This window comes from Cellulosimicrobium sp. EB106-03-01-XG111 (assembly GCF_058792115.1).
On sequence record NZ_JBYTEQ010000030.1, the window covers coordinates 24,728 to 51,249 of the forward strand.

Here is a 26,522-nt window from a genome sequence, read left to right on the forward strand (position 1 = left end):
GCGCGGTCCCGGCCCGCGCGTCAGGCGTACGACAGCACGCGCTGGAGGAGCTCGGGCGCCCGGCGGTCGTAGGTGCGTGCGCCCCACCGCACGCCGATCACGAGGACGACGGCACCCACGACCACGCCGACCGCGAGGGTGACCCACCCGAGCACGGGCAGGTCGGCGACGATCGCGATGACGCCCGGGACGAGGAACGGGAGCGACAGCGCCAGGACGAGGAGCATCGCGACCGTCTGGGCGGCGAGGGTGGCCATCGCGGCGCCCTGCGGCTGCTTGAACGGGCTGTCGCCCGGCTTGGGCACCGGGTAGAGCAGGCGCGCCGACGTCGCGCTCGAGATGCCCGTCGAGGTGAGCAGCGTGCCCGCGGTGAGACCGAGCAGGGCGGGCAGCGCGTCCCAGCGTCCGGCCACCGCGACGGAGACCAGCGCGAAGAGGAGGGTCACGGCCCCGCCGGCGACGAGCACGGGGAGCGCCCGGCCCCAGCGGTCCGCCCGCCCCGGGACGCCCGACGACACGTGCAGCGCGAACGCGGTGTGGTCGTAGGCGATGTCCGCCGAGATGGAGAACCCGAGGATCCACGCCGTGAAGGGCGCGAGCGCGAGGAAGATCTCCGAGCCGGTGCCGCCGCCGACGACGAGCAGCACGACGGGGATGAGCGGGACGACCGCGATCGACCCGGAGTAGCGCGGGTCGCGCAGCCAGTAGGTGGCCGTGCGCGCCGCGACGGCACCCGTGGGCGTCGCGGGAAGACGTGAGAAGAAGCCGAGGCCCTTGGCACGGCCGCCCCCGCCGGAGGTGGGCGGCGTGACGAGGGCACGTGCGAGCGACTTGTCCCACACGACCCACGCGACCGCGAGGGTCGCCAGCGCGACGACGAGCCGCGCGAGCGCGAGGCCCCACGCGCCGTCGTGCACCGCGGCGCCGAGGCCCCACGGCGCGCCGAACGGCGTCCAGGCCGCGACGTCGGCGAGGCTCGTCGCCATGCCGCGCACCGCGTCGCCGTCGACCGGGCCCTCGCCCAGCTGGGACCCCAGCCACGCGAACGCGGGCCCGATGAGGACGAGCGGCACGAACGCGGCGATCGTCACGACCTCGCGGTAGCGCCGCGACTCGAGCAGGGGCGCGAGCGCCGTCGTCGTCGCGCGCGAGCCGACGACGCAGAGCGCGACCGCGACGACGGCGCCCACGAGCGCGGCGAGGACCGCGAGGGGCGTGCGCCACCACGCGAACGACGCGCCGAGCGCCGCGAGGGCCGTGACGATGCCCGGGATCGAGACGACGCCCGCGACGGCGAGGCCCGCGAGCAGCCGGCGCTGCGGGATGCCGAACAGCACGAAGCGCTGCGGGTCGAGGGTCGCGTCCACGCCGAACGCGAAGAGCGGGATCACCCACCAGCCGAGGACGGCGAGCGCCCCGGCGAGGATCGTGATCGACCCCGCGAGCGCGGCGTCCTCGGTGCCGAGGACGACCATCCCGACGACGAGCATCCCGACGACGAACAGCCCGTAGAGGACGCCGACGACGAAGCCGATGGTCTGCCACACGCTCCGGCGGAACGAGTTCCCCATGAGCGTGAGCTTGAGCCTTACGAACTGCGCAACCACGCGAGGCCCTCCGTGCTCTGCCGACCGCCCACGAGCTCGACGAACCGGTCCTCCAGGCTCTGGTCGCCGCGCACCGCGTCGACGGTGCCCGCGGCGAGCACGTGCCCGCCCGCGACGACCGCCACGTGGTCGCACATGCGCTGGACGAGGTCCATGACGTGCGACGACACCACGACCGTCCCGCCGCTGGCGACGTAGCCGGCCAGGATGTCGCGGATGTTCGCCGCGGAGACCGGGTCGACGGCCTCGAACGGCTCGTCGAGCACGAGCGTGCGCGGCGCGTGGATGAGCGCGGTCGCGAGCGCGATCTTCTTCGTCATGCCCGCGGAGTAGTCGACGACGAACGTGTTGGCGTCCTTCGCGAGGTCGAGGGCCGCGAGCAGCTCCGTGGTGCGCTCGGCCACCGTGTCGCGGTCCATGCCGCGCAGCAGGCCCGCGTAGGTGACGAGCTGGGCGCCGGTGAGGCGGTCGAAGAGGCGGACGCCGTCGGGCAGGACGCCGAGCTGGCGCTTGCCCGCGGCCGGGTCGGCCCACAGGTCCGTCCCGTGGACGTGCGCGGAACCGGCGTCGGGCCGCAGAAGGCCCGTCGCCATGGAGAGCGTCGTCGTCTTGCCGGCGCCGTTGGGGCCCACGAGGCCGTAGAACGAGCCGGCCGGGACGTCCAGGTCGATGCCGGCGACCGCGATCTTCTCCCCGAAGCGCTTCCACAGCGCGCGCAGGGACAGCGCGGCGGTGGGGTCCGGGGGCGCGGGCTGCCCGGGGGGAGCCGTGGGCCGGGGGTCGGGCGCGACGCCCGGCGCGAGGCCGGGGGCGGGCGCGCCGGAGGGCGCGACGGGTGGCACGGGGTGGGGATCGACCATGCCGCCAAGGTAGCGGAGCCCCCGGGCGCACGGCGGTGCCTTTTGTCACGACCTGCACGACGACGTCCGCACCGCGCGCCGACCGGCCGTGCTGTCGGTGCCCCGTGGGAGGGTGCGGCCATGGACTCCTCGGGATGGTTGCTCTTCGCCGTCGGACTCGTGCTGGGGCTGGTGGTCGGCGCCGCGCTCGTGCTCGCGGTGCGCCGCGCCTCGCCCGACGCCGCGGGCGCGGAGGTCCGCCGTCTCACCCAGCTCCTGGGCCAGGCACAGCAGGACGCCGCGCGCGGCGCGGGCCTCGCCGAGCGGCTCGAGGCGGAGCGCGAGGGCTTCGCGCGCCAGCTCGGCGCGGCCCAGCGCAGCGCCGACGAGCGGCTCGACCTCGCCCGGGCCACCCACGAGCAGCAGCTCGCGGAGCTGCGGGCCGCGGCCGAGCGCCGCGTCGCGGAGATCCAGGGCGACCACCGGCGGCTCGAGGCCCAGTTCGAGGCGCTCTCGCGCAAGGTGCTCGCCGCGGGCACGGAGCAGTTCCTCGTGCAGGCGGAGGAGCGCATGCGACGCAGCCAGGAGCAGGGGGCGGCCGAGCTCGCGCGCCGCGAGGAGGCCGTGCGCCACCTGGTCGAGCCGCTCGCCGGCGCGCTGGAGAAGGTGCGCGCGGAGGTCGCCGAGGCCGAGCGCGCCCGCCTCGCCGCGCACGGGAGCCTCACGGAGCAGGTGCGCGGGGTGCGCGACGCGTCCGAGCTGCTGCGCGCCGAGACGTCGCAGCTCGTGACGGCACTGCGGTCGTCGCAGGTGCGCGGCGCGTGGGGCGAGCTCCAGCTCCGGCGCGTGGTCGAGGCCGCGGGCATGCTCCCCCACGTCGACTTCGTCGAGCAGGACCAGGTCGCGACCGACGACGGCGCGCTGCGCCCGGACATGGTCGTGCGGCTCGCGGGCGGCAAGCAGGTCGTGGTCGACGCGAAGGTCGCGTTCCTCGGCTACCTCGACGCCCAGGGCGCCACCGACCCGGCCGTGCGCGCCGACCGCCTGGCCGCGCACTCCCGCCACATGCGCAAGCACGTCGACGACCTCGGTGCCAAGCGCTACTGGGACCAGTTCGGCCCGGCGCCGGAGTTCGTCGTCATGTTCGTCCCGGCGGAGTCGTTCCTCTCGGCCGCGGTCGAGCAGGACCCGTCGCTCCTCGAGCACGCGGTGTCGAAGAACGTCGTCATCGCGACGCCCATGACGATGGTCGCGATGCTGCGGACGATCGCCTACGCGTGGCGGCAGGACGCCCTCGCGACGAACGCGCAGCAGGTCCTCACGCTCGGCAAGGAGCTCCACGGGCGGCTCGCGGTCATGGGGTCGCACCTGGCGAAGCTCGGGCGCCAGCTCCAGAGCGCCGCGGACTCCTACAACCGGACCGTCGGCTCGCTCGAGACGCGCGTGCTCGTCAGCGCGCGGCGGTTCGCGGACCTGCACGTGGTCGACGACGAGCTGACGACGCCCCCGACGGTGAACCCGCAGCTCAGCGCCGTGAGCGCGCCCGAGCTGCTCGCGTCCGTCAACGAGTCCGTGGTCGCGATCGACGAGCGCCCCGAGGACCGCGACGAGCCCCGGCGGGAGCCGTCGGCCGGAGGGGCGAGCGCCTGACCGCTCCCCCGGGGCCGACCGCGACGGCCGACCGCCGCAGCCGACGCCGGCGTCAGACGGGCTGGACGGAGAGCGAGGTGCGGCCGCCGCGGGCGGGGCGCCCGCCGTCGGCCGTCGAGCCCTTGAGATCGGCGCGCAGCTCGCGCGGCAGCGAGAACATGAGGTCCTCCGTGGCCGTGCGGACCTCCTCGACCGCGCCGAACCCGCGCTCCGCGAGGTAGGCGAGCACGTCGTCCACGAGGATCTCCGGCACGGACGCACCCGAGGTCACGCCCACGGTCGTCGCGCCGTCGAGCCAGGTCGGGTCGATCTCCTTCGCGTGGTCGACGCGGTACGACGCCCCGGCCCCCGCCTGGAGCGCGACCTCGACGAGGCGCACCGAGTTGGACGAGTTCGCCGAGCCGACGACGATGACCACGTCGGCGTCGGGAGCGAGCTTCTTCACCGCGACTTGGCGGTTCTGCGTCGCGTAGCAGATGTCGTCGCTCGGCGGGTCCTGGAGGGTCGGGAACTTCTCCCGCAGCCGACGGACCGTCTCCATCGTCTCGTCGACGGAGAGCGTCGTCTGGGAGATCCACACCACCTTGTCCGGGTCGCGGACCACGACGTCGTCCACGTGGTCGGGCGAGTCGACGACCTGCACGTGGTCGGGGGCCTCCCCCGCGGTGCCCTCGACCTCCTCGTGGCCCGTGTGGCCGATGAGCAGGATGTCGTAGTCGTCCTTGGCGAAGCGCACGGCCTCCTTGTGCACCTTCGTCACGAGCGGGCACGTGGCGTCGATCGTGTCGAGGTTGCGCGCGGCCGCGGCCGCCTTCACGGCAGGCGACACGCCATGGGCGGAGAACACGACGCGCGCGCCCTCCGGCACCTCGTCCGTCTCGTCGACGAAGATCGCGCCGCGATCGCTGAGCGTCTCGACGACGTACTTGTTGTGCACGATCTCCTTGCGCACGTAGACCGGCGCGCCGTAGTGCTCGAGCGCCTTCTCGACCGCGACGACGGCGCGGTCGACGCCCGCGCAGTAGCCGCGCGGCGCCGCCAGCAGGACGCGCTTGCGGGTCCCGTCGACGGCAGGGGTCGCGACGGGGCGGTCGGTCGGGGACGCGGACGAGCCGGCGGGGAGGACGCTCACGCTCCCGAGTCTAGGCGAGCGGCGGTCGCCCGACCCCGGTGAGGCCGGTCACCCACCGCCCGACCTCGACGTCGTCACGAGCCGCGCGCGAGGAGCACACAGACCCTCCGCAGCCGCGGCCTGCCGCACGCGTGTCTCGCCCGCCCGCCGGGCGCGTCGGGTCGACGTCCGTGCCGCCGCCCCCCAAGATCGAGGGCATGAGCGACGACCCGGGCGGCACGACGTCACCCGCGCCCGACGCGCCCCGACGGCGCCGCCGGGTGTGGTGGTGGCTCGTCCCGCTGCTGCTCGTCGTCGTCGCGGCGGCCGTGGTGGTCGTCGGGACGCTGGAGCACCGCTCCTGGGTCGCCGCGGTCGAGCGCTACGACGCCGACGTCGCGCGCGTGACGCAGGACGCGACGGACGGCCGCGCGAGGGCCGAGGCGGCGTACCTCACGCGGCTCGTCCCGACGAGCGCCGCCGAGGTCGCGGGCGCGGCGCTGCTCGCCGCGAGCGAGGGCCAGGTGGACGACCCGGCGGTCCGCGAGCCCTTGGCCACGGCGCTCCAGGCGGCCACCGCGCTCCGCACGACCCCGGTGGCCTACCCGGAGGAGGACCGCACCGTGGACGCGCTGTCCCGCCCGAACCCGCTGCACCCGGGCTCGCGTCCCGCCGTCCACGTCGAGGTCGTGACAGGCTCCGAGCCCACGGCGGACGCCCTGCACGAGGCCGCCTCCGCCGTCGTCGAGGCGGCGGAGCCCGTCGCGACCGCGCAGCGGCAGTGGGCGTACGACGGCCTCGACGCGGCGGCGGCCGAGGGTCGGCCCGTCCTCACGGAGTCGGCCGGCCTCGTCACGGACGAGGGCACGCGCACGACGCTCGACGGGCTGCTGGCGCAGGCGACGACGACGCTCGACGCCGGCCCGGGCGGCGCCCCGGTCGCCGAGACCGTGGCGCTGCGCGACGCGGTGCTCGCCGCGACGGAGGCCGTCTGGTCGGACCGGCTGGCGCTCCAGCTCGCCCAGCGGCGCGACCAGGCCCGGGCGACGGGCGTGGACTGCGCGGTCGAGCGGTGCGTGGCGCTCACGTTCGACGACGGCCCGGGGCCCGACACCGAGCGGCTCCTGCAGGTGCTCGCGGAGAAGCACGTCTCGGCCACCTTCTTCCTCGTCGGGAGCAACGTCGAGCAACGCCCCGGGGTCGTGCGCGACACGGCGGCCGCGGGCCACCTGCTCGCGAACCACACCTGGGACCACCCCCAGCTCACGACCCTCGACGACGACGCCGTCCGCGAGGAGCTCGCGCGCACCCAGGCGGCCATCGAGAGCGCCGCGGGGATCACCCCGACGCTCCTGCGGCCCCCGTACGGCGACGTCGACGACCGCGTGCGGTCGCTCGCGCTCCGCTCCGGGCTCCAGGTGGTGCTGTGGAACCTCGACACGCTCGACTGGAAGACGCGCGACGCCGCGGAGACGCGACGCCGCGCGGTGGAGGGCGCGCGCCCGGGCAGCGTGGTGCTCATGCACGACATCCACGCCTCGACCGTCGACGCCGTGCCCGGGATCGTCGACGACCTGCGCGCGCAGGGCTACCGGCTCGTCACCGTCGACCTGCTCGCGCCCTGACCGCCCGAGCGGCGCGCTCGGCATCGTGGCGCGTTGGGTGGGCGTGGGTGGGGTGCGGCAGGCTGGTCCCGTGACCGCCTCCGTCCCGCTGCCCGACGACGCCCCGCGCCCGGGTGCCGCGTCCGCCGGTCCGGCGGCGCGCGGCCCCCTCCCGGCGCGTGCGCTCGAGACGAGCGCGGAGCACCCGTGGCCGGTCCGGCTCCTGTCGCGCAAGATCGAGCAGTACGTCGAGCGGATGGCGCCGGTCTGGGTCGAGGGCCAGGTGGTCCAGCTCAACCGGCGCCCGGGCACGTCGACGGCGTTCCTCACGCTGCGCGACACGGACCTCGACATGTCGCTCCCGGTGTCGGCGGCGTCCCGCGTGCTGCAGGGCGCGCCGGTGGAGGAGGGCGCGCACGTCGTCGTGCACGCGAAGCCGGTGTTCTGGACGCGGCGCGGCACGCTCCAGCTCCAGGCGCGCGAGATCCGCCCCGTCGGCGTGGGCGAGCTGCTCGCGCGGATCGAGCACCTCAAGCGCGTGCTCGCGGCGGAGGGCCTGTTCGACGCCGACCGCAAGCGACCCCTGCCGTTCCTCCCGGCCGTCGTGGGGCTGGTGTGCGGGCGCGAGTCCAAGGCGGAGCACGACGTGGTGGTCAACGCGCGCGCCCGCTGGCCCCAGGTCCGGTTCGAGATCCGCGAGGTGGCCGTCCAGGGCGCGCACGCGGTGCAGCAGGTGGGCGACGCGATCCGCGCGCTCGACGCCGACCCGGAGGTGGAGGTCATCGTCGTCGCGCGGGGCGGGGGCGCCGTCGAGGACCTCCTGCCCTTCTCGAACGAAGCGCTCGTGCGCGTCGCGGCGGCGTGCCGCACGCCCCTCGTGAGCGCGATCGGCCACGAGACCGACTGCCCGCTGCTCGACCTGGTCGCGGACTACCGCGCCTCCACCCCGACGGCGGCGGCCAAGCGGGTGGTGCCCGACGTGACGGAGGAGCGCACCCGCGTGGCGCAGGGCCGTCAGCGCCTGCGCAGCGCGATCGCGGGGCGCGTGTCCCGCGAGCAGGCGGGCCTCGACGCGCTGCGGTCGCGGCCCGTGCTCGCCGACCCCGGGCGGATGCTCACGGACCGGCAGGAGCGGGTCGGCGCCCTGCGGGACCGGGCACGCCGGGCGCTCGACGCGCGGCTCGTGCGCGCGGCGGGCGAGGTCGGCCGGCTCGAGGCCCAGGTGCGGGCCCTGTCCCCGGCCTCGACGCTCGAGCGGGGGTACGCCGTCGTGCAGCGGGCCGACGGGCACGTGGTCCGCTCCCCCGCCGACGTCGCGACGGGCGACGCCGTGCGCGTGCGACTCGCGCACGGCGCGCTGGACGCGGCGGTCACCGGCACGCACGACGACGGACCCGCTCCCGGCCGGGAGGCGTCGTGACGCGCCCGCGCCGGTTCCCGACCGCCCGCCGGACGACCGGTCGGGCCATGACGCACAGATGGGGTTGAATACTGCCGTGACTTCCTTTGACAACGCTGTCACGCCCGACGTGTCGACGCTCTCCTACGAGCAGGCGCGCGACGAGCTCGTGCAGGTCGTCGCCCGGCTCGAGGCCGGGGGCGAGCCGCTCGAGGACTCGCTCGCGCTCTGGGAGCGGGGCGAGGCGCTCGCCGCGCGCTGCCAGGAGTGGCTCGACGGCGCGCGCGCCCGCCTCGACGCGGCGCGCTCGCAGGACGAGGCGCCGGCACGCGGCACGACCGACCCCGACGACCCGACCGGAGACGACGCATGAGCACCAGCACGGACCCCGCCCAGCCCGCCGCCGCGGCGCCCACCGAGCACGTCCTCGTCGTGGGCGAGGCGCTCGTCGACGTCGTGCACCGCGCCGACGGCAGCGTCGCGGAGCACCCCGGGGGCAGCCTCGCGAACGTCGCGCTCACGCTCGGGCGCCTCGGTCGCGACGCCCGGCTCGCCACGTGGCTCGGGCAGGACGCGCGCGGCGAGGCGGTGCGGGCGTGGCTCGACGACTCCGCCGTGACCCTCACGCCCGGCAGCACCGACGCCCCCACGACGAGCGTCGCCACCGCGCACCTCGACGCGCACGGGGCGGCCACGTACGAGTTCGACCTGGAGTGGCGCGTCCCGGCGGGCACGGCTCCCGACGCCGGCACGCTCGCCGTGCACACGGGCTCCATCGCCGCGGTGCTGGAGCCCGGCGCGTCCGACGTCCGCGCGCTCGTCGCCGCGGCGCGCGACACCGCGACGATCACCTACGACCCCAACGCCCGGCCCGCCCTCATGGGTGACCCCGCCGACGCGCGCACCCGGATCGAGGCGCTCGTCGCGCTCGCCGACGTCGTCAAGGTGAGCGACGAGGACGTGGCGTGGCTCGTGCCGGGCGCGGACCCGGTCGCCGTCGCGCGCGAGTGGCTCGCCCTCGGTCCGGCGCTCGTCGTCGTGACGTTCGGCGGCGAGGGCGCGGTCGCCGTCACCGCGGCGGGCGAGCAGCGCGTCACGGCCCCGCGCGTCGAGGTCGTCGACACCGTCGGGGCGGGCGACTCGTTCATGGGTGCGCTCCTCGACGGCCTGTGGGACGCCGGGCTGCTCGGCGCGGACCGGCGCGAGGCGCTGCGTGCCATCGACGCCGCCGTGCTCGCGGACGTGCTGCGCCGCTGCGTCGCGGTCGCCGCCGTCACCGTCTCGCGCGCCGGGGCCAACCCGCCGCGACGCGCGGAGCTCGCCTCCGCCTGAGCCGGAGCACCGCGCGGAGGCCCGTCGACGAGCCCGGACACGGCTCGGCCGCCCGGGCGACAGCCCGGGCGGCCGAGAAACGCGTCAGACCTGCGCGTCCTGCTTCTGCGCCCGCTCGAGCGACCGCTTGCGGTCCTCGACGTTCTCCTGCTCGATGCGCTCGGCCTCCGCGTCGTCGCGCGTGAGGTTCTCGCTCGTCTCCGGGTCGAAGATCATCATCTTCGTCGGGTCGAACCACAGGTCGGTCACGTCGCCGTCGCGCGCGCGCGACGCCGAGTCGAGCGCCACGACGAACTGCGTGCGCACCCCCTCGCCGTCGAGCTCGCGGTCCAGCTCGTCGAGCTGGCCCTTCACGGACTCGTGCATCTCGAACGGGACGTAGGCGTAGAGCTCCGCGCCGAGCCACTCGGTGACGTCGATCTGGGCCTCGAACGTGTGGCCCCGGTCCTTCTTCGCCGGGTCGACGAGCCGCGCGTCCTCGAAGTGCTCGGGCCGCAGGCCGACGATCACCAGGCCGCGGTCGCCGACGGCCGTCGCGATGCTCTCCGGCATGTCGAACTCACCGAACGGCAGCGTGATCTTCCCGCCCGAGACCTCGCCGGGCAGGAAGTTCATGGGCGGCGTGCCGATGAAGCCCGCGACGAACAGGTTGACCGGCTGCTCGTAGAGGCCGCGCGGGCTCGCGACCTGCTGGAGCACGCCGCGGCGCAGGACGGCGACGCGGTCGCCGAGGGTCATCGCCTCGGTCTGGTCGTGCGTGACGTAGACGGTCGTCGTGCCGAGGCGGCGCTGGAGGCGCGCGATCTCGGTGCGGGTCTGCCCGCGCAGCTTGGCGTCGAGGTTCGACAGGGGCTCGTCGAAGAGGAACGCCTTCGCGTCGCGCACGATCGCCCGGCCCATCGCGACGCGCTGCCGCTGGCCGCCCGAGAGGTTCGCGGGCTTGCGGTCGAGGTGCTCGCGCAGGTCGAGCATGTCGGCCGCGCGCTCGACCTTGCCCCGGATCTCCTCCTCGCTGTGCTTGCCCTTCGCGAGGCGCAGCGGGAACGCGATGTTCTCCGCGACCGTGAGGTGCGGGTAGAGCGCGTAGTTCTGGAACACCATCGCGAGGTCGCGCTCGCGCGGTGCCTTCTCGTTGACGCGCACGCCGTCGATCTCGAGCTCGCCCGCCGTGATGTCCTCGAGCCCGACGATCATGCGCAGGACGGTCGACTTCCCCGAGCCGGACGGGCCAACGAGGATGACGAACTCGCCGTCCGCGATGTCGAGGTTCACGTTGTCCACGGCGAGGAACCCGTCGCCGTAGCGCTTGACGATGTCCTTGAGGGTGATCGACGCCATCAGCTCTCTCCTCGGGTGCGGCGTGCGGCACGGTGCCCGGCGGACCGGGGCGGCGTGCGGTGGTGGACGGGGCGGGCCGGGGACGCGGTGCTCATCCCTTCACCGCCCCCTGGGTCAGGCCCGAGACGATCTGGCGCTGGAACAGCACGACGAGGATCACCACGGGGATGGTCACGACGACCGCGGCCGCGGAGATCGCCCCCGTCGGCTCCTCGAAGTAGGACGCGCCGGTGAAGAACGCGAGCGCCGCCGGGACCGGTCGGGCCGCGCTCGTCGACGTGAGCGAGATGCCGTAGACGAAGTCGTTCCACGCGATGAAGAACGCGATGAGCGCGGTGGTGAACACGCCCGGCGCGGCGAGCGGGACGATCGCCTTGCGGAACGCCTGCCACGGCGTCGCGCCGTCGACCTGCGCGGCCTGCTCGAGCTCCCACGGGATCTGGCGGAAGAACGCCGCGAGCGTCCAGATGGAGATCGGGAGGGTGAGCGACAGGTACGGGATGATCAGGCCGAGCCAGGTGTCGTAGAGGCCGATGTTGCGCCAGAGGTTGAAGAGCGGCGTGACGATCGACACGACGGGGAAGATCGAGACGCCGAGCGCCGTCGTGAGGATGAGGCGCTTGCCCGGGAAGTCGAGGCGGGCGATCGCGTACGCGCACAGCGTCGCGAGCACGACGGCGATGACCGTCGCGATGAGCGAGATGCCGATCGAGTTCCGCAGCGCGGAGAGGAACAGCTCCTGCGCGGAGCCGCCGGACGCGAGGATCTGCTCGTAGTTGGCGGTGCTCCACTGCGGCGGCAGGAACGTCCCGGAGTTGATGTCGCTGGGCCCCTTGAAGCTCGTCATGAAGATCGACAGCACGGGGAACAGCGCGCCGACGAGGACGACGACCGTGATGACGGCCCACCAGATCTTGGCCTTGGTGCTGAGGACGCTGCCCATCACTTCTCCCCCCTCGCGCCGGCGAGATCCACCTTGAAGAGCTTGATCGCGATGAAGCAGATGAGCACGACGCACAGGAACAGCAGGACCGAGATCGCGGAGCCCATGCCGATCTGGAGCTGGCCGATCGAGGTGCGGTAGGCCAGCAGGGACAGCACCTCGGTGCCGTTCGCGCCGTTCGTCATGATGAAGACGTTGTCGAAGATCCGGAACGCGTCGAGCGCGCGGAACAGGACGGCCACCATGATCGCGGCCTTCATGTTCGGCACGATGACGCGCGCGAACCGCTGCCAGGCGGTCGCGCCGTCGACCTTCGCGGCCTCCTCCAGGTCGCCCGGCACCTGCGCCAGGCCGGCGAGGAGCAGGAGCGAGATGAACGGCGTCGTCTTCCAGACCTCGGACGCGATGATGACGAACAGGCTGGTCCCCTGCTGCGCGAACCAGTTGAGGTCGGGGCCGACGCCGGGCACCCAGTCGAACCAGTGGTTGACGTACCCGGACGTGATGTCGAACGCGTAGAACCACGCGAACGCCGAGACGACCGTGATGATGCCGTAGGGCACGAGGATCGCGGTGCGCAGGAGCCCGCGCAGGCGCTTGATCGCGCGGTGCATGACGAGCGCGAGCGCGAACCCGAGGATCAGCTCGATGACGACCGTGACGACCGTGATGAAGAGCGTCACCCCGAGGTCCCGCCACCACACGGAGTCCGTGAGGATCACGACGTAGTTGTTGAGCCCGACGAACGCCCGGTCGTCGGGCGCGGTGAGCTTGTAGTTGAAGAGCGAGTCGTAGACGGCCTGCAGGATCGGGTACAGCGTCACGGCGAGCATGACGACGAACGCCGGCCCGGCGAGGTACCAGCCGAGGCGGGCCTCGGCCCGGGAGCGGTCGCTGCGCGCGGCCTTCGCCGCGGCGTCCGGCGTGCCGCGGGTCCCCGACCGGGAGGCGGCCCCGCCGCGCCGCGGGTCGGCCTCGGTCGTGGTCGACGGCGTGGTGGCGTGCCGGCCGCGGGGCGCGGGCTCGGTAGGAGGTCCGGCGTTCACAGGAGTCGCTCCCCTCGCAGGACGGCGGTGATGAACTCGGTGGACTCCTGCGGCGTCGTGTCGGGGTCGACCGACGCCGGCGGGTACCACGTCTGCTGGAGGCCCGTGGAGACCTCGTTGTAGAACGGCGTCTGCGGCCGCGGCGCCGCCTGGTCGAGCGAGTCGCGGATGACGTCGTACATGGGGAACGCCTTCTGGACGTCCGGGTCGTCGTAGGCCTTGATGCTCGCGGCCGGGTTGCCGTTGGTGACGAAGTACTCGGCCTGGTTCTCGGGGCTCACGATGCACTGCGCGGCCTCGTACGCGAGGTCGGTGTGCTTGCCGAACGCCCCGATGCCGAGCGAGATGCCGCCGTAGGGGGGCCGGGCGTCCTCGCCCTCCGTCGTGCGGGGGTACAGCGCCCAGCCGATGTCGTCGAGGAGCGCCTGGTCGAGCGACCCGGCCTCGACGGCGCCCTGGGTGGACGACCAGACGAACGGCCAGTTCACCATGAACGACCCGCGGTCGCCCTGGAACTTGGTGAGCGACGCGGGCTCGTCCTCGCTCGGCAGGCCCGGCCCGCCGACGCCCGAGGTGCCGATGCCCCCGATGATCTCCGCGGCGGCCTTGCCCGCGTCTGTGTCGAGGCCGAGCTTCACCTCGTCCGCCGGGGCCTCCGGGTTGTCGATGATGTGGCCGCCCGCGCCCTCGACGAGCGCGTTGATCCACACGGTGAGCGACTCGGCCTTGGCGCCCTGGACGGCCAGGAGCTTGTCCTGGTCCTGGGCCGCCTGCATGATCTGCTCCCACGTGACGGGCTGCGACATGTCGAGCCCGGCCGCCTCGGCCACGGACTTGCGGTACCAGAGGAGCTGCGTGTTCGCCCAGAACGGGATGGCGACCAGCTCGTCCTTCCACGTCGAGGCGTCGATCGCGCCCTGCACCACGTCCTGCGTCGTCGCCTGCGCGACGTCGTCGGGCACGGGGGCCAGGAAGTCGGCCTCGGCGAACTCGGCGATGAAGACCGGGTCGAGGCTCATGATGTCGATCGACGAGTCCTTCGCCGCGAGGCGGCGCGCGAGCTGCTCGCGCTGCGACGCGGCGTCGCGCGGCAGCAGCTCGGTCGTGATGCGGTACGCGCCCCCGGCGGCCTCGGTGCAGGCCGCCGCGATGTCGGCCTGGCCCCCGTTGTCCGGGTTGATGTACCACGTGAGCTCCGGCGTCCCGTCGTCGCCCGGGCCGCACGCGGCGAGCGGCGCCACGAGCCCCACGGCGACCAGGACGGCGAGCGCTCGGGTGCGTCGGCGCACGTCAGCTCCCCTCGGTCGCGGCTTCCCCGAGTACCGGGGGTGTCACCCTCCATGGATACCGCCCCCCGGCCGGGCCCGCCATGCGAACGGGCACGCGGGGCACGCCCCGACCTGCGCGATGATGGGAGCCATGACCTCTCCCGCCCCCGCACAGCCGGTCCGTTCGCTCACCCCCGCCGAGGCGTGGGCGACGCTGCGGACCGGGAACGACCGCTTCGTCGCCGACGCCCCCCTGCACCCGTCGCAGGGCGCGGACCGCCGACGCGAGACGTCGGCCGCGCAGCACCCGCACACGGTCCTGTTCGGCTGCTCCGACTCCCGCGTCGCGGCGGAGATCATCTTCGACCAGGGTCTCGGGGACATGTTCGTCGTGCGGACGGCGGGGCACGTGGTGGACACGACGGTGCTCGGCTCGATCGAGTACGGCGTCGAGGTGCTGTCCGCTCCGCTCGTCGTGGTGCTCGGGCACGACTCGTGCGGCGCCGTCGGCGCGGCGGTCGAGACCCTGCGGACGGGCGCGCAGGCGAACGGGTTCGTCCGGGCCGTCGTCGACCGCGTCATCCCCTCCGTGGCGAAGATCACCGGCGCCGGGAACGGCACCCTGGAGAACCTCGACCCCGCCGTGCTGCGGCGCGAGCACGTGCGCAACACGGTCGACATGCTGCACTCCTACTCGGCCGGCCTCGCCGCGGCCGTCGCCGAGGGCCGCTGCGCGATCGTCGGTGTCGAGTACGACTTCGCCGAGGGCCGCGCGCACCTGGTCGACGTCGTGGGCGACGTCGGCGAGCAGCCCCGCGCCGACGCCTGACCCCACGGCCCGGACCGCTCCGGCGGTCCCGGCGCGGTCGCGGAGGACGCGCTCCCGCGACCCGCGTGACCTCGCTCACGCGGGTTGCGGGCGCCCGCGCGCGGTGCGGCAGGATGGCCCCATGACTGCATCTCCCGAGGCTCCCGGCGCCGCCGCCGGCGCGGCCGCACCGACGACCGAGTACCGCATCGAGCACGACACCATGGGCGAGGTGCGCGTGCCCGCGCAGGCCCTCTACCGCGCGCAGACGCAGCGGGCGGTGGAGAACTTCCCCATCTCGGGCACCCCGCTCGAGCGCGGCCACATCGAGGCGCTCGCCCGCGTGAAGAAGGCCGCGGCCCGCGCGAACGCCGAGCTCGGCGTGCTCGACGAGGACGTCGCCGCCGCCATCGTCGCCGCGGCCGACGAGGTCGCGTCGGGCGCGCACGACGCGCACTTCCCGGTGGACGTCTACCAGACGGGGTCCGGGACGTCGTCGAACATGAACACCAACGAGGTCCTCGCGACGCTCGCGACGCGCTCGCTCGGGCGCGACGTGCACCCGAACGACCACGTCAACGCGTCGCAGTCGTCGAACGACGTGTTCCCCACGTCGGTCCACGTCGCCGCGACGGCCGGGGTCGTGCGCGACCTCGTGCCCGCGCTGGGCCACCTCGCCGAGGCGCTCGAGGCGAAGTCGGCCGAGTTCGCGACGGTCGTGAAGTCGGGCCGCACGCACCTCATGGACGCCACGCCCGTGACGCTCGGCCAGGAGTTCGGCGGGTACGCCGCCGCGATCCGCTACGGCATCGAGCGGCTGGAGTCGGCGCTCCCCCGCGCCGCGGAGGTCCCGCTCGGCGGCACCGCCGTCGGCACCGGCATCAACACGCCCGCCGGGTTCCCCCAGCGCGTCATCGCGCTGCTGGTCGAGGACACGGGCCTGCCCCTCACCGAGGCGCGCGACCACTTCGAGGCGCAGTCCTCGCGCGACGGCCTCGTCGAGCTGTCGGGCGCGCTGCGCACGATCGCCGTCTCGCTCACCAAGATCTGCAACGACCTGCGCTGGATGGGCTCGGGCCCGAACACCGGCCTCGGCGAGATCTTCATCCCGGACCTGCAGCCGGGCAGCTCGATCATGCCGGGCAAGGTCAACCCCGTCGTGCCCGAGGCCGTCCTCATGGTCGCCGCGCGCGTGATCGGCAACGACGCGACCGTCGCCTGGGCCGGCGCGTCGGGCTCGTTCGAGCTCAACGTGCAGATCCCCGTGATCGCGCAGGGCGTCCTCGAGTCGATCCGGCTCCTCGCGAACGCGTCGCGCGTCCTCGCGGACAAGACCGTCGCGGGCATCACGGCCAACGTCGAGCGGGCCCTCGCGCTGGCCGAGTCGTCGCCGTCGATCGTCACGCCGCTCAACCGCGTCATCGGCTACGAGGCGGCGGCGAAGGTCGCGAAGCACTCCGTCAAGGAGGGCCTCACGGTCCGCCAGGCCGTGATCGACCTGGGCTTCGTCGAGCGCGGCGAGGTCACCGAGGCGCAGCTCGACGAGGCGCTCGACGTCCTGTCGATGACGCGCCCGCCGCAGGCCTGAGCGACCAGCCGGAGGCCGGGCGGAGCGGGGACGACCCGCTCCGCCCGGCCTTCGTCGTCCCCGGCGTCGCGGGGGGAGGAGGTCAGTAGTCGACGGGGTCGAGGCGGCGCAGCACGACGGCGAGCAGGCGCGCGAGCTCCGCGTGCTCGGCCTCGTCGAGGTCGACCAGCGCGGCGCGCTCGCGGTCGAGCTGCTGCGGGAAGACCTCGTCGACGAGCGCCGTCCCGGCGTCCGTGAGCGCGACGAGGACGCCGCGCCGGTCGCGCTCCGCGACGGTGCGCTCGACGAGGCCGGCGCGCTCGAGCCGGTCGAGACGCTTGGTGATCGAGGCGCCGGGGGCGCCGGTCATCGTGGTGACCTCGCCCGCACGCAACGGCCGCCCGGCGCGGCGCAGCGCCGCGAGCACGTCGAACTCCGCGCGCGAGACGTCGTGCCGCGCCGCCGAGCGTTCCAGCGCCGCCTCGAGCAGCGCGGCGACGCGCCGCAGCCGGGCACCGACCGCCGACGTCGCGGTGTCGAGGTCCGGCCGCTGCTCAGCCCACTCCGCGCGCACGCGGTCGACGTAGTCCACGGACCCAGGATAGGGCGAGGCTCACAGTCTTTCACCGGTGAAACACCAAGGAATAACCGGTAGGCTGGTCCGTCGATGCCCCTCTCCTCCCCCGCCCGCCCGGCGCTCGCGCCCGTGCGCGCCGCCGCCCAGGACGTCCTCGACCCCGCCCACCTCCGCGCCGCCCTGCGCGTGAGCCCCGCCGACGCGACGGTCGCCGCCGCGCTGCGCTGCGGCGCCGCGGTCGCGCTCGCGATCGCCGTCCCGGGCCTCCTCGGGCGTCCCGACCTCGCGGCGTTCGCGTCGCTCGGCGCGCTCACGTCGCTCTACGGCCGGTACGACCCGTACCGCCGTCGGGCCGCGCTCCTCGCCACCGTCGGCACCCTCATGACCGGCACGATCGCGGCGTTCACGCTCCTCGCCGCGGCGGGCACGCCCGCGCTCGTCACGACCGCCGCCGTCGCGCTCCTCGCCGCCGGGGCCACGGCCTTCTGCCTCCTCGTCCGCACGGGCCCGCCCGGGGCGACGATCGTCGTCTTCGCCGCGGGCGCGGGCCTCGCGGGCGCACCGACGCTCGCCGACGTCGGTCCGCGCGCGCTCGCGGCCGCGTGCGGCGCGCTCCTCGCGTGGCTCGTGTGCACGGCCGGCGTGCTCGTCCGCCCGACGGCGCCCGCACGCCTCGCGGTCCGCCGCGCCGCCGACGCCGTGCGCGCCGCGGAACGACCCGGGGCGGCCCCGCACGCCGCGACCGCAGCCCGGGGCGCCGTCGCCCGGGCGCGCGACGTCCTCGCGGACGACGCGTCGTGGCGGCGACCTCGGGCCGCGGTCCCCGCGCTCGCCGCGGAGCTCGACGCGGTCGAGCGGGCGCTCGACGCGACCGGCGTACCGCGCGGCGACACCGTCCCGGCGGTCCGGACGACCCTGCGCGCCCAGGTGCGGTCCCGGGCCGCGGCGCCCTGGCGCCTCCCGACCGTGCGCGTCGGCGTCGCGGGCCTCGTCGCCGGTGCGGTCGCCGCCGTCGCGGGCCTCGGGCACGCCGCGTGGGCGACCATGGGCTCGACCGCGGTGCTCCAGGGCGAGTCGGCGCGCCACGCCGTCGTGCGGGCGCTGCAGCGCGGGGCCGGCACGGTCGCGGGCGCGCTCCTCGCCTGGCCGCTGCTCGCCGCGCCGCTCGGGTTCTGGGGGACGGCCGCCGTCGTCGTCGTGCTCCAGACCGTCACCGAGACGATCGTGGGCCGCCACTACGGGCTCGCGATGCTCACCATCACGCCCATGGCGCTGCTCATGACGTCCCTCGCGCACCCCGCCGACCCGTCGGCGCTCGCGCTCGACCGCGCGCTCGACACGGTCCTGGGCGCCGTCGTCGGCATCCTCGCCGTCGTCCTCGTGCACCCGCGCGTGCCCCGCCCCGGCCGGGACGCGCGGGAGGGGACCGGACGACCCTCCCCCGCGCGTCCCGGCACGCCCGGCTAGACCTCGATCGACTCCAGCATCTCCGTGACGAGCGCCGCCACGGGCGAGCGCTCGGAGCGCGTGAGCGTGACGTGCGCGAACAGCGGGTGGCCCTTGAGCGCCTCGATGACCGCGGCGACGCCGTCGTGCCGGCCCACGCGCAGGTTGTCGCGCTGCGCGACGTCGTGCGTGAGGACGACGCGCGACGACTGCCCGATGCGGGACAGCACCGTGAGCAGGACGTTGCGCTCGAGCGACTGCGCCTCGTCGACGATGACGAACGCGTCGTGGAGCGAGCGCCCGCGGATGTGCGTGAGCGGGAGCACCTCGAGCATCTCGCGGTCGATCACCTCGTCGAGCACCTGCGGCGAGACGAGCGCCCCGAGGGTGTCGTAGACGGCCTGCGCCCACGGGTTCATCTTCTCGGCCTCGGAGCCGGGCAGGTAGCCGAGCTCCTGGCCCCCGACGGCGTAGAGCGGCCGGAACACCATGACCTTGCGGTGCTGCCGGCGCTCCATGACGGCCTCCAGCCCGGCGCACAGCGCGAGCGCCGACTTGCCCGTCCCGGCCCGCCCGCCGAGCGAGACGATCCCGACGCTCTCGTCGAGCAGCAGGTCGATCGCGACGCGCTGCTCCGCCGAGCGCCCGTGCAGCCCGAACACCTCCCGGTCGCCCCGCACGAGCTGGACGTGCTTGTCCGCGGTGACGCGCCCGAGGGCGGACCCGCGCGGCGAGTGCACGACGAGACCGGTGTGGCAGTGCAGCGGGCCGGCCGCCTCCACGACCTCCGGGTCCAGGCTCGTGAGCTCGACCGACTCGTGCTCCCAGAGCGCCGCCGCCTCCGCGTCGGTGAACGAGATCTCGCCCATCCCCGTCCAGCCCGAGTCCACGGCGAGCTCGTGCCGGTACTCCTCGGCGCGCAGGCCCACGGCCGACGCCTTGACCCGCATCGGCAGGTCCTTGGACACCACCGTGACGTCGTGGCCCTCCGCGGCGAGGTTCGCGGCGACGGAGAGGATGCGGGTGTCGTTGTCGCCCAGCCGGAACCCGGCCGGCAGCACGCCCGGGTCGGTGTGGTTGAGCTCCACGCGCAGCGTCCCGCCGACGTCGCCGACCGGGATCGGGGCATCGAGCCGGCCGTGCTTGACGCGCAGGTCGTCGAGCATGCGCAGCGCGCTGCGCGCGAAGTACCCGAGCTCGGCGTGGTGACGCTTGGCCTCCAGCTCGGTGATGACGACGACCGGGAGGACCACGTCGTGCTCCGCGAACCGCCCGATCGCGCGGGGGTCGCTCAGCAGGACCGAGGTGTCGACGACGAACGTGCGGCGCGCGCCGTCCGGTGCGCCGTCCTGCGGGGTGGGTGAGGTACCGGGGGTGGGTGAGGTACCGGGGTGGGCGGTGGGTGAGGAATGGACCACGAGGGCTCCCCTCCGGCGCACGCGCGCCGTTCTCTCTCTGGGCGAGGCGGGCGACCGGCCGTCGGGCCGTGGGTGACACGGCTCAGCAGCGCCGGTGCCGGCCCTCCTGAGCGGAGCGTGAACCCCATCGGCTGGCCTCCCGGAGGACGACGAAGGTGCCGTCCGTCTCCTCGAAACTACGCCCGTGTGATTCCGGTCACCACCCCCGACACGCCTTCGCGCGAGGTTTAACCCACCGTTCACGCGGAGGCTGCACCCCGGGCACGCGAGATCGACCCGAGCGCCCGAGACCGGCCCTCCCCGGGGGCCGACGTCGTGGCGGTCGGGTCGATCTCGCGCGTCAGTGCTCGACGTGCTTCGGCGCCATCGCGATCGCGGCGACGAAGCCGAGCACGAGCACGACGGCCGTGACCGCGAGCGTCTGCCCGACGGCGGTCGCGAAGCCCTGGTGGAACGCGGTGGTCGCGGCGTCCCTGACCTGGCGCGCGACGTCGTCGGGCACCCCCGGCGGGAGGTCGAACGAGCCGCCCTGGCCGCCCTGGAGCGACCCGGCGTTCGCGAACCCGTCGACGAACTGCTGGCGGAGCTGCTCGGGCAGCGACGCGGCGGCGTCCCGCGCGGCGGCGGGGAGCGTCACGGCGAGGCGCGCGGTGAGCGTCGCGACGATCGCGGCCGACCCGATCACGCCACCCACCTGGCGCGTCGTGTTGAACGCGCCCGCGCCGGCGCCCGCGGTGCGGTGGTCGAGGCCCGACGTCGCGAGGTTCGCGAGCGGCGAGAAGACGCACCCGGTGCCGATGCCGAACAGCGTCATGGGGAGCACGATCGTCACCACCGACACGCCCGGCCCGACGACCGCCGCGAGCCACCCGATCGCGACCGCGAGGACGCCGAACCCGGTCGCGACGACCCACTTCGCGGGCACGCGGTCGGACAGGCGTCCCGCGAGGGGCGCGACGATGCCCGAGACGAGGGACCCCGGGAGGTTGACGAGCGCGGCGTGCAGCGGCGAGAGGCCGAGGATCGACTGGAGGAAGATCGTCAGCGGGAAGAAGATGCCGATCATCGCGAAGGACACGGACATGCCCGCGACGTTCGCGAGCGAGAAGTTGCGCGAGCGGAACAGGCGCAGCGGCAGCAGCGCGTCGTCGCCGAGACGGCGCTGCCACAGCACGAACGCGGCCAGCACGAGCAGCCCGACGCCGATCACGCCCCACACCGTGACCGGGCCGGTGATCGTGCCCCAGTCGTACGTCTGGCCCTCCTGGAGCCCGAAGACGACCGCGAAGAGCCCGACGACGGACAGCACGACGCCGACCACGTCGAACGAGCGCTTGTTCGTCGCGAGCCGCGGCAGCCGCACCAGGGCGAGCCAGAGCGCCACGACCCCGACCGGGACGTTGACGAAGAAGATCCACTCCCAGCCCCACGACTCGACGAACAGACCGCCGAGCAGCGGGCCGGCGATCGTCGCGACGCCCGCCGTCGCGCCCCACAGCCCCATGGCCGCGCCGCGCTGCCGCGGCGGGAAGACGCGCGTGATCATGGCCATGGTCTGCGGCGTCATGAGCGCCGCGCCGACGCCCTGGACCACGCGGGCGGCGATGAGCATCCCGATCGAGCCCGACAGCCCGCACCACGCGGACGCGAGCGTGAACACCGCCAGGCCGACGACGAACACCGGCTTGGGCCCGTACCGGTCGCCCAGGCGACCGGCGAGCAGGAGCAGCACCGCGTACGAGAGCAGGTAGGCGCTGTTGACCCAGCCGACCGCGACGAGCGACGCGTCGAGCTCGCGCTGGAGCGTGGGGACCGCGATGTTCACGATCGTGGTGTCGACCATGATCATGAAGAAGCCGAGGATCAGCGGCGGCAGGATGCTCCAGGCGCTGCGGCCGTGGAGGTCGACGAGGGGCACGACGCGCGAGCCGGCCTCGGCGGGTGCCGGGGCCGGGCCGGCGCCCGGGGCGGGAGTGGTCACGAGGACTCCTGAGGTGAGGTCGTGCGGGAGAGGCGGAACGCGGGCCCGGGCTCCTCGGTCCAGCTCAGCGCGCCGGACGTGACGTCCGCGATGGTCGCGTCGAGCCAGGCGATCTCGGCCCGGGTCTGGTGGAGCTCGAAGTGGGCGTCGAGCAGGTAGCGGCGGGGCAGGCCGCGCGCGACCACGTCGTCGAGGCCCTCGAGCACCCCGTCGATCGCGGCGGCGAGCGCCGCACGGCGCTCGCGGAGCAGCGTGAGGGCGTCCTCGCGCGGGAGGTCGTGCACGAGCGCGAGCCCGACCGGGAAGGCGGGGTACTCGCGCGGCGTCTCGCGGACGAGGTCGCGCGTGCGGGCGTCGTGCGCCGCCACGCCCGCCGGAGTGATCGCGTAGAGGGTGCGCTCGGGGCGGTTGCCGTCCCGGTCGACGCCCGCGCGCTCGACGAGGCCGTCGCGCTCGAGGCGGTCCACCGCGTGGTAGACGGCGCCGGGGTTGAGCCGCACGAGCCGGTCGTCGCGCCGCTTGCGCAGGCGCACGAGCATCTCGTACGGGTGCATGGGCTGCTCGAGCAGCACGGCGAGCACGAGGGTCGCCGTGGGGCTGAGGCGCGGGGAGGTCACGGTGGTCTCCGGGACGGGACGGCGGGCCGGCGGGTGGGGAGCCACGCCCGGCTGGAATATTCCGGTTGGAATATACGCCTCCCGCTCGACCGGTGTCGACCGCCGGGGCTCCGTGCGGGCGGAGGTCACGCGCGCGGAGTCGCGCGGGCGGGGTCGCGCGGGCGGGGTCGCGCGGGCGCGGCGGCGCGCGTAGGTTCACGAGCCATGAGCGCCCCCGAGCTCCTGGACCTCGACGCGACCGCGCTCGCCGGTGCCCTGCGCGCCGGCGACGTCTCCCCCGTCGAGGTGCTCGACGCGACGCTCGACGCCGCCGCCGGGGTCGGCGCGGACGTCGGCGCCTTCACCGTGCTCACCCCTGACCTCGCGCGCACGCAGGCCCTCGCCGCGCAGGACGCGCTCGTGGCGGCGCGACGCGACGGCCGCGAGGGTCCCCACGACGGCCTCCCGCCGTTCCTCGGCGTCCCCTGCCCGGTCAAGGACCTCACGATGGTCGAGGGCGTGCCGATGCGCGCCGGCTCGGCCGCGATCGACCCGTTCCTGCCGCCGTCCGACGACGGCGTCGTGACGCTCCTGCGCCGTGCGGGCACGGTCATGGTCGGCAAGACGTCGACCCCGGAGCTGGGCCTCCCCTGCTACACCGAGCCCGACGTCGGACCGACCGCCCGCACCCCGTGGGACCTCGCACGGTCCGCGGGCGGGTCGAGCGGCGGCGCGGCCGCCGCGGTCGCGGCGCGCATCGTGCCCGTCGCGCACGGGAGCGACGGCGGCGGCTCGCTGCGCATCCCCGCGAGCGCGTGCGGGCTCGTCGGGCTCAAGCCGTCGCGCGGGCTCGTGAGCCCGGGCCCGTACGGGGTCGACGGCGCGGGCCTCGCCACGCACGGCGTGCTCACCCGGTCGGTCCGCGACACCGCGGCGTTCCTCGACGTGCTCGCGCACCCCTGGCCCGGCGACACGTTCACCGCACGCCTCGGCGCCGCGCCGGACGGGCGACGGCTCCGCGTCGGGCTGCTGCTGGAGCCCGTGATCGCCGCCGGCGCCCCCGTGCACCCGGCGTGCGCCGACGCCGCCCGGGCCGCGGCGGAGCTCCTCGTCCGGCTCGGGCACGACGTCGTGGAGATCCCGCCCCCGTTCGGGGCCGAGCGCTGGGACGCGTTCGCGGCGCTGTGGTCCGTCGGGGCGCTCCAGGCGCCCGTCCCGCCGGAGCGCGAGCACCTGCTCGTGCCGCTCACGCGGTGGCTGCGCGAGCGCGGGCGCGCGGTGAGCGGGCTCGCGTACGCGACGGCGCTCGCCGGGGTGCAGCAGCTCACGCGCGAGGTCGCCGCCGCGTGGTCGGGGGTCGACGTCGTGCTCTCCCCCACGCTCGCGCAGCCGCCCGCGCTCGCCGGCAGGCAGCGGGACGACGACGACCCGGCCGCCGACTTCGCCGCGCAGACGGCGTTCACGCCGTGGACGAGCGTCTGGAACCTCACGGGGCGGCCCGCGGTCTCCCTCCCGCTCGGCGAGGCGCGCGTCACGGACCCCGACGGGTCGTCCGCGACCGTCCCCGTCGGGGTGATGCTCGGCGCGGACCACGGCGACGACGCCCTGCTGCTGACCCTCGCGGCGCGCCTCGAGGAGGCCGCGCCATGGTCCCACCGTCGCCCGGGGGCCTCGTCGTGACGGCGTACGTGTGCCTGCTCTTCGCCGTGAACGTGGGCGGGCGCAAGGTCCCGTCGACCGCGCTGCGCGACCTCGCGGGCGAGCTCGGGCTCGCGCACGCCCGCACGGTCGTGAACAGCGGGAACCTCGTCGTCGGGCCGGGGTCGTCCGGCGCGGCGTCGCCCGCGGCCGTCGCGCGCCGCCTGCACGACGGCGTCGCCGAGCGCTTCGGCGTGGACGCCGCCGTGGCCGTGCTCACCACCGAGCGCCTCCGGAAGATCGTGCGCGGCAACCCGCTGCCCGACGACGCCGCCGAGCGTCCGGCCGGGCTGCTCGTCCACGTGGGCGAGGAGCCCGTCGACCCGGACGCGGCCGGCGCGCTCGGGCCGCGGCTGACGACCGAGCGCGCCGCCGTCGCGAACGGCGTCCTCTACGTCGCCTACCCCGACGGCGTCGGGCGGTCGAGGCTGACGACGGCCGTCCTCACGAAGGCGGCCGGGACCCCGGTGACCGGTCGGAACTGGAACACGACGACGCGCCTCCTCGCGCTCGCCGAGGACACCCCGTCCTGACGCGCGTGGCGCGACGACCGCCGGGAGACTGGACCGCGAGCCGGGCACGTCGACCGCGAGGGGTGCGCCGCCCTCGAGCGACGCCCCGTAGAATCGTGGGCGGTGTGCCGGGAAGTCTGGTCGGCCACGGTCCGCGACGCGGCCGTGCGACACGACAGCGACCCCCGGGAGCACGATGACCCACGCCGCCCTGCCCTCCGGCCCTCCGGCCACCCCGCGCGCCACGCCGCCCTCCCCGGGCGAGCGCCTGCGCCGCTGGGTCGGCCGCGAGACGACCGGTGGCGCCCTCCTCATCGGTGCCGCGCTGCTCGCGCTGGTCTGGGCGAACTCGCCCTGGCGCGAGTCGTACCTCGCGCTGTCTAGCACCGTCGTCGGCCCGTCCTCGCCGCTCCACCTCGACCTGACGCTGTCGACGTGGGCCGCCGACGGCCTGCTCGCGATCTTCTTCTTCGTGGTGGGCGTCGAGCTCAAGCAGGAGTTCGTCGCGGGCAGCCTGCGCAACCCTAAGCAGGCGGGCGTCCCGGTGCTCGCGGCGATGGGCGGCATGGCGGTGCCGGCCCTGATCTTCGTCGCCGTCCTGCTGACCACGGGCGACCCGGGCGCCCTGCACGGGTGGGCGATCCCCACGGCGACGGACATCGCGTTCGCGCTCGGCGTGCTCGCCGTGTTCGGCCGCGGGCTCCCCGTCGCGATCCGCACGTTCCTGCTCACGCTCGCGGTCGTCGACGACCTGCTCGCGATCGTCGTCATCGCGATCTTCTACACCGCGGAGCTGCGGTGGGGCTACCTCGGCCTCGCGCTGCTCGCGGTCGCGCTCTACGCCGTCCTCGTGCGGGCTCGCCGCACCCGCTGGTGGCTCCTGCTGCCCGTCGCGGCGGTCGCGTGGGCGTTCATGCACGAGTCGGGCGTCCACGCCACGATCGCGGGCGTCCTGCTCGGCTTCACCGTCCCCGCGCTCGCGGTGCACGGCGAGCGCGAGTCGCGCACGCACCGCTTCGAGCACACGATGCGCCCGGTGTCGCAGGGCGTCGCGCTGCCGGTGTTCGCCTTCTTCGCCGCCGGCGTCTCGATCGTGGGCGGCGAGACCCCGGTCGGCGAGGTGCTGACGCAGCCGGTCGTGCTCGCGATCGTGCTCGGCCTCGTCCTCGGCAAGCTCGTGGGCGTGCTCGGGGTCACGGCGCTCGTCACGCGCTTCACGCCGTTGCGCCTCGCTCCCGGCATCGGCGTGCGCGACCTCCTGCCCGTCGGGTTCCTCGCGGGCATCGGCTTCACCGTCTCGCTGCTCATCGCGGAGCTGTCGTTCCCCGACGCCGAGCACACCGACGGCGCGAAGATCGCGATCCTCGCGGCGTCCACGATCGCGGCGGTGCTGGCCACGCTCGCGCTGCGCTGGGACGCCCGCCGGGCCCGCTCGAACGACATGAACCGCGACGACCTCCCGGACGACGTCACCGACTTCATCGGTGACCCGAGGGACCGCCTGGAGCACTAGCCCGAGCGGGCCCGCCCTGCTCAGCAGGCGGCGGCGACCTCGAACCGGCCGGGCGCGGCCTCGCGCAGCGTCGTGACCGTCGTGTCGCCCTGCCCGAGGTACGCGAGCGAGCCGACCGCGTAGTACGGGTTGTACGGGTGCACGCCGTAGGAGATCGCGCGCCCCGCGGCCCGGTGCTGCGCGTTCGTCGCGGTGCCGCACCACGGCCCGGTCGGCGCCTGGACCGTCACCGTGACCTGCGCGGTCGACGCGTTCCCCGCCGCGTCGAC

General features: G+C 75.0%; 22 protein-coding genes and 1 pseudogene. 11 read left to right on the forward strand and 12 right to left on the reverse strand.

Features of this window, described 5'->3' with window-relative positions; genetic code table 11:
- Positions 1 to 20 precede the first annotated feature (20 nt).
- Both AC3WT4_RS19100 and AC3WT4_RS19105 read right to left on the reverse strand, forming a co-directional pair.
- The gene (locus tag AC3WT4_RS19100; RefSeq protein WP_257418164.1) at positions 21 to 1,607 is read right to left on the reverse strand and encodes a hypothetical protein; all 1,587 of its coding nucleotides are present in this window, start codon (positions 1,605 to 1,607) and stop codon (positions 21 to 23) included.
- Positions 1,589 to 2,467 (reverse strand): ABC transporter ATP-binding protein, encoded by an 879-nt coding sequence (locus AC3WT4_RS19105; RefSeq protein ID WP_083385291.1) that lies wholly within the window; start codon positions 2,465 to 2,467, stop codon positions 1,589 to 1,591. The genes AC3WT4_RS19100 and AC3WT4_RS19105 overlap by 19 nt, the downstream gene beginning before the upstream one ends.
- 120 nt (positions 2,468 to 2,587) lie before the next feature.
- On the opposite strand from AC3WT4_RS19105, the gene AC3WT4_RS19110 reads away from it, so the two are divergent.
- Positions 2,588 to 4,096 carry a DNA recombination protein RmuC gene (locus tag AC3WT4_RS19110; RefSeq protein WP_257418167.1) on the forward strand — a complete coding sequence of 503 codons (1,509 nt, stop codon included), beginning with the start codon at positions 2,588 to 2,590 and terminating at the stop codon, positions 4,094 to 4,096.
- A 52-nt stretch (positions 4,097 to 4,148) separates the two neighbouring features.
- Here the strand turns inward: AC3WT4_RS19110 and AC3WT4_RS19115 are convergent, their stop codons facing one another.
- On the reverse strand, positions 4,149 to 5,228 hold the full coding sequence (locus AC3WT4_RS19115) for a 4-hydroxy-3-methylbut-2-enyl diphosphate reductase (protein ID WP_342804001.1): 1,080 nt from the start codon (positions 5,226 to 5,228) through the stop codon (positions 4,149 to 4,151).
- A 197-nt stretch (positions 5,229 to 5,425) separates the two neighbouring features.
- On the opposite strand from AC3WT4_RS19115, the gene AC3WT4_RS19120 reads away from it, so the two are divergent.
- The 4 genes from AC3WT4_RS19120 to AC3WT4_RS19135 all read left to right on the forward strand — a co-directional run bounded on the left by AC3WT4_RS19120 (position 5,426) and on the right by AC3WT4_RS19135 (position 9,542).
- On the forward strand, positions 5,426 to 6,832 hold the full coding sequence (locus AC3WT4_RS19120; protein WP_257418168.1) for a polysaccharide deacetylase family protein: 1,407 nt from the start codon (positions 5,426 to 5,428) through the stop codon (positions 6,830 to 6,832).
- A 70-nt stretch (positions 6,833 to 6,902) separates the two neighbouring features.
- A complete protein-coding gene (gene xseA / locus AC3WT4_RS19125) occupies positions 6,903 to 8,231 on the forward strand; it encodes an exodeoxyribonuclease VII large subunit (protein ID WP_492316231.1) in 1,329 nt (442 codons plus the stop codon).
- A gap of 58 nt (positions 8,232 to 8,289) precedes the next feature.
- A complete protein-coding gene (locus AC3WT4_RS19130; protein ID WP_074809210.1) occupies positions 8,290 to 8,583 on the forward strand; it encodes an exodeoxyribonuclease VII small subunit in 294 nt (97 codons plus the stop codon).
- Entirely contained in the window at positions 8,580 to 9,542 is a 963-nt protein-coding gene (locus tag AC3WT4_RS19135; protein ID WP_108049875.1) for a carbohydrate kinase family protein, read from the forward strand. The genes AC3WT4_RS19130 and AC3WT4_RS19135 overlap by 4 nt, the downstream gene beginning before the upstream one ends.
- An 84-nt stretch (positions 9,543 to 9,626) precedes the next feature.
- Here the strand turns inward: AC3WT4_RS19135 and AC3WT4_RS19140 are convergent, their stop codons facing one another.
- From AC3WT4_RS19140 to AC3WT4_RS19155, 4 genes are all read right to left on the reverse strand, one after another.
- Positions 9,627 to 10,880 carry an ABC transporter ATP-binding protein gene (locus tag AC3WT4_RS19140; protein ID WP_074809206.1) on the reverse strand — a complete coding sequence of 418 codons (1,254 nt, stop codon included), beginning with the start codon at positions 10,878 to 10,880 and terminating at the stop codon, positions 9,627 to 9,629.
- A gap of 91 nt (positions 10,881 to 10,971) precedes the next feature.
- On the reverse strand, positions 10,972 to 11,823 hold the full coding sequence (locus AC3WT4_RS19145; protein ID WP_034651432.1) for a carbohydrate ABC transporter permease: 852 nt from the start codon (positions 11,821 to 11,823) through the stop codon (positions 10,972 to 10,974).
- Complete coding sequence (locus tag AC3WT4_RS19150) at positions 11,823 to 12,869, reverse strand: carbohydrate ABC transporter permease (RefSeq protein ID WP_257419253.1); 1,047 nt, start codon at positions 12,867 to 12,869, stop codon at positions 11,823 to 11,825. Before AC3WT4_RS19150 ends, AC3WT4_RS19145 begins: the two co-directional genes overlap by 1 nt.
- Positions 12,866 to 14,158, reverse strand: coding sequence for a sugar ABC transporter substrate-binding protein (locus AC3WT4_RS19155; RefSeq protein ID WP_257419252.1), 1,293 nt, complete (start codon positions 14,156 to 14,158; stop codon positions 12,866 to 12,868). Before AC3WT4_RS19155 ends, AC3WT4_RS19150 begins: the two co-directional genes overlap by 4 nt.
- Before the next feature lie 130 nt (positions 14,159 to 14,288).
- Here AC3WT4_RS19155 and AC3WT4_RS19160 point away from each other — a divergent pair, with 130 nt between their 5' ends.
- Positions 14,289 to 14,966, forward strand: coding sequence for a carbonic anhydrase (locus AC3WT4_RS19160; RefSeq protein ID WP_043659766.1), 678 nt, complete (start codon positions 14,289 to 14,291; stop codon positions 14,964 to 14,966).
- Positions 14,967 to 15,087: 121 nt separating this feature from the next.
- A complete protein-coding gene (locus tag AC3WT4_RS19165) occupies positions 15,088 to 16,533 on the forward strand; it encodes a class II fumarate hydratase (RefSeq protein WP_257419251.1) in 1,446 nt (481 codons plus the stop codon).
- Positions 16,534 to 16,615: 82 nt separating this feature from the next.
- Here AC3WT4_RS19165 and AC3WT4_RS19170 read toward each other — a convergent pair whose 3' ends face one another.
- Positions 16,616 to 17,104: a MarR family winged helix-turn-helix transcriptional regulator gene (locus AC3WT4_RS19170; RefSeq protein WP_108049867.1), complete on the reverse strand. Its 489-nt coding sequence runs from the start codon at positions 17,102 to 17,104 to the stop codon at positions 16,616 to 16,618.
- A 75-nt stretch (positions 17,105 to 17,179) separates the two neighbouring features.
- Here AC3WT4_RS19170 and AC3WT4_RS19175 point away from each other — a divergent pair, with 75 nt between their 5' ends.
- On the forward strand, positions 17,180 to 18,556 hold the full coding sequence (locus tag AC3WT4_RS19175) for an FUSC family protein (protein WP_492316232.1): 1,377 nt from the start codon (positions 17,180 to 17,182) through the stop codon (positions 18,554 to 18,556).
- Here the strand turns inward: AC3WT4_RS19175 and phoH2 are convergent.
- From phoH2 to AC3WT4_RS19190, 3 genes are all read right to left on the reverse strand, one after another.
- Positions 18,553 to 19,833, reverse strand: coding sequence for an RNA 5'-3' helicase PhoH2 (phoH2, locus tag AC3WT4_RS19180; RefSeq protein ID WP_232422972.1), 1,281 nt, complete (start codon positions 19,831 to 19,833; stop codon positions 18,553 to 18,555). The two genes, AC3WT4_RS19175 and phoH2, sit on opposite strands and share 4 nt — an antisense overlap.
- Positions 19,834 to 20,293: 460 nt before the next feature.
- The gene (locus AC3WT4_RS19185; RefSeq protein WP_492316233.1) at positions 20,294 to 21,934 is read right to left on the reverse strand and encodes a DHA2 family efflux MFS transporter permease subunit; all 1,641 of its coding nucleotides are present in this window, start codon (positions 21,932 to 21,934) and stop codon (positions 20,294 to 20,296) included.
- The gene (locus tag AC3WT4_RS19190) at positions 21,931 to 22,551 is read right to left on the reverse strand and encodes a PadR family transcriptional regulator (protein WP_257416969.1); all 621 of its coding nucleotides are present in this window, start codon (positions 22,549 to 22,551) and stop codon (positions 21,931 to 21,933) included. Before AC3WT4_RS19190 ends, AC3WT4_RS19185 begins: the two co-directional genes overlap by 4 nt.
- A 204-nt stretch (positions 22,552 to 22,755) precedes the next feature.
- On the opposite strand from AC3WT4_RS19190, the gene AC3WT4_RS19195 reads away from it, so the two are divergent.
- From AC3WT4_RS19195 to nhaA, 3 genes are all read left to right on the forward strand, one after another.
- Positions 22,756 to 24,210: an amidase gene (locus AC3WT4_RS19195; protein WP_492316234.1), complete on the forward strand. Its 1,455-nt coding sequence runs from the start codon at positions 22,756 to 22,758 to the stop codon at positions 24,208 to 24,210.
- Positions 24,177 to 24,761: a DUF1697 domain-containing protein gene (locus AC3WT4_RS19200; RefSeq protein ID WP_257416971.1), complete on the forward strand. Its 585-nt coding sequence runs from the start codon at positions 24,177 to 24,179 to the stop codon at positions 24,759 to 24,761. Before AC3WT4_RS19195 ends, AC3WT4_RS19200 begins: the two co-directional genes overlap by 34 nt.
- A gap of 175 nt (positions 24,762 to 24,936) precedes the next feature.
- Complete coding sequence (gene nhaA, locus AC3WT4_RS19205; RefSeq protein WP_257416972.1) at positions 24,937 to 26,253, forward strand: Na+/H+ antiporter NhaA; 1,317 nt, start codon at positions 24,937 to 24,939, stop codon at positions 26,251 to 26,253.
- A gap of 20 nt (positions 26,254 to 26,273) precedes the next feature.
- On the opposite strand, the pseudogene AC3WT4_RS19210 reads toward nhaA, so the two are convergent.
- A pseudogene (locus tag AC3WT4_RS19210) lies at positions 26,274 to 26,522 on the reverse strand (plasmid partitioning protein); the annotation flags it as partial.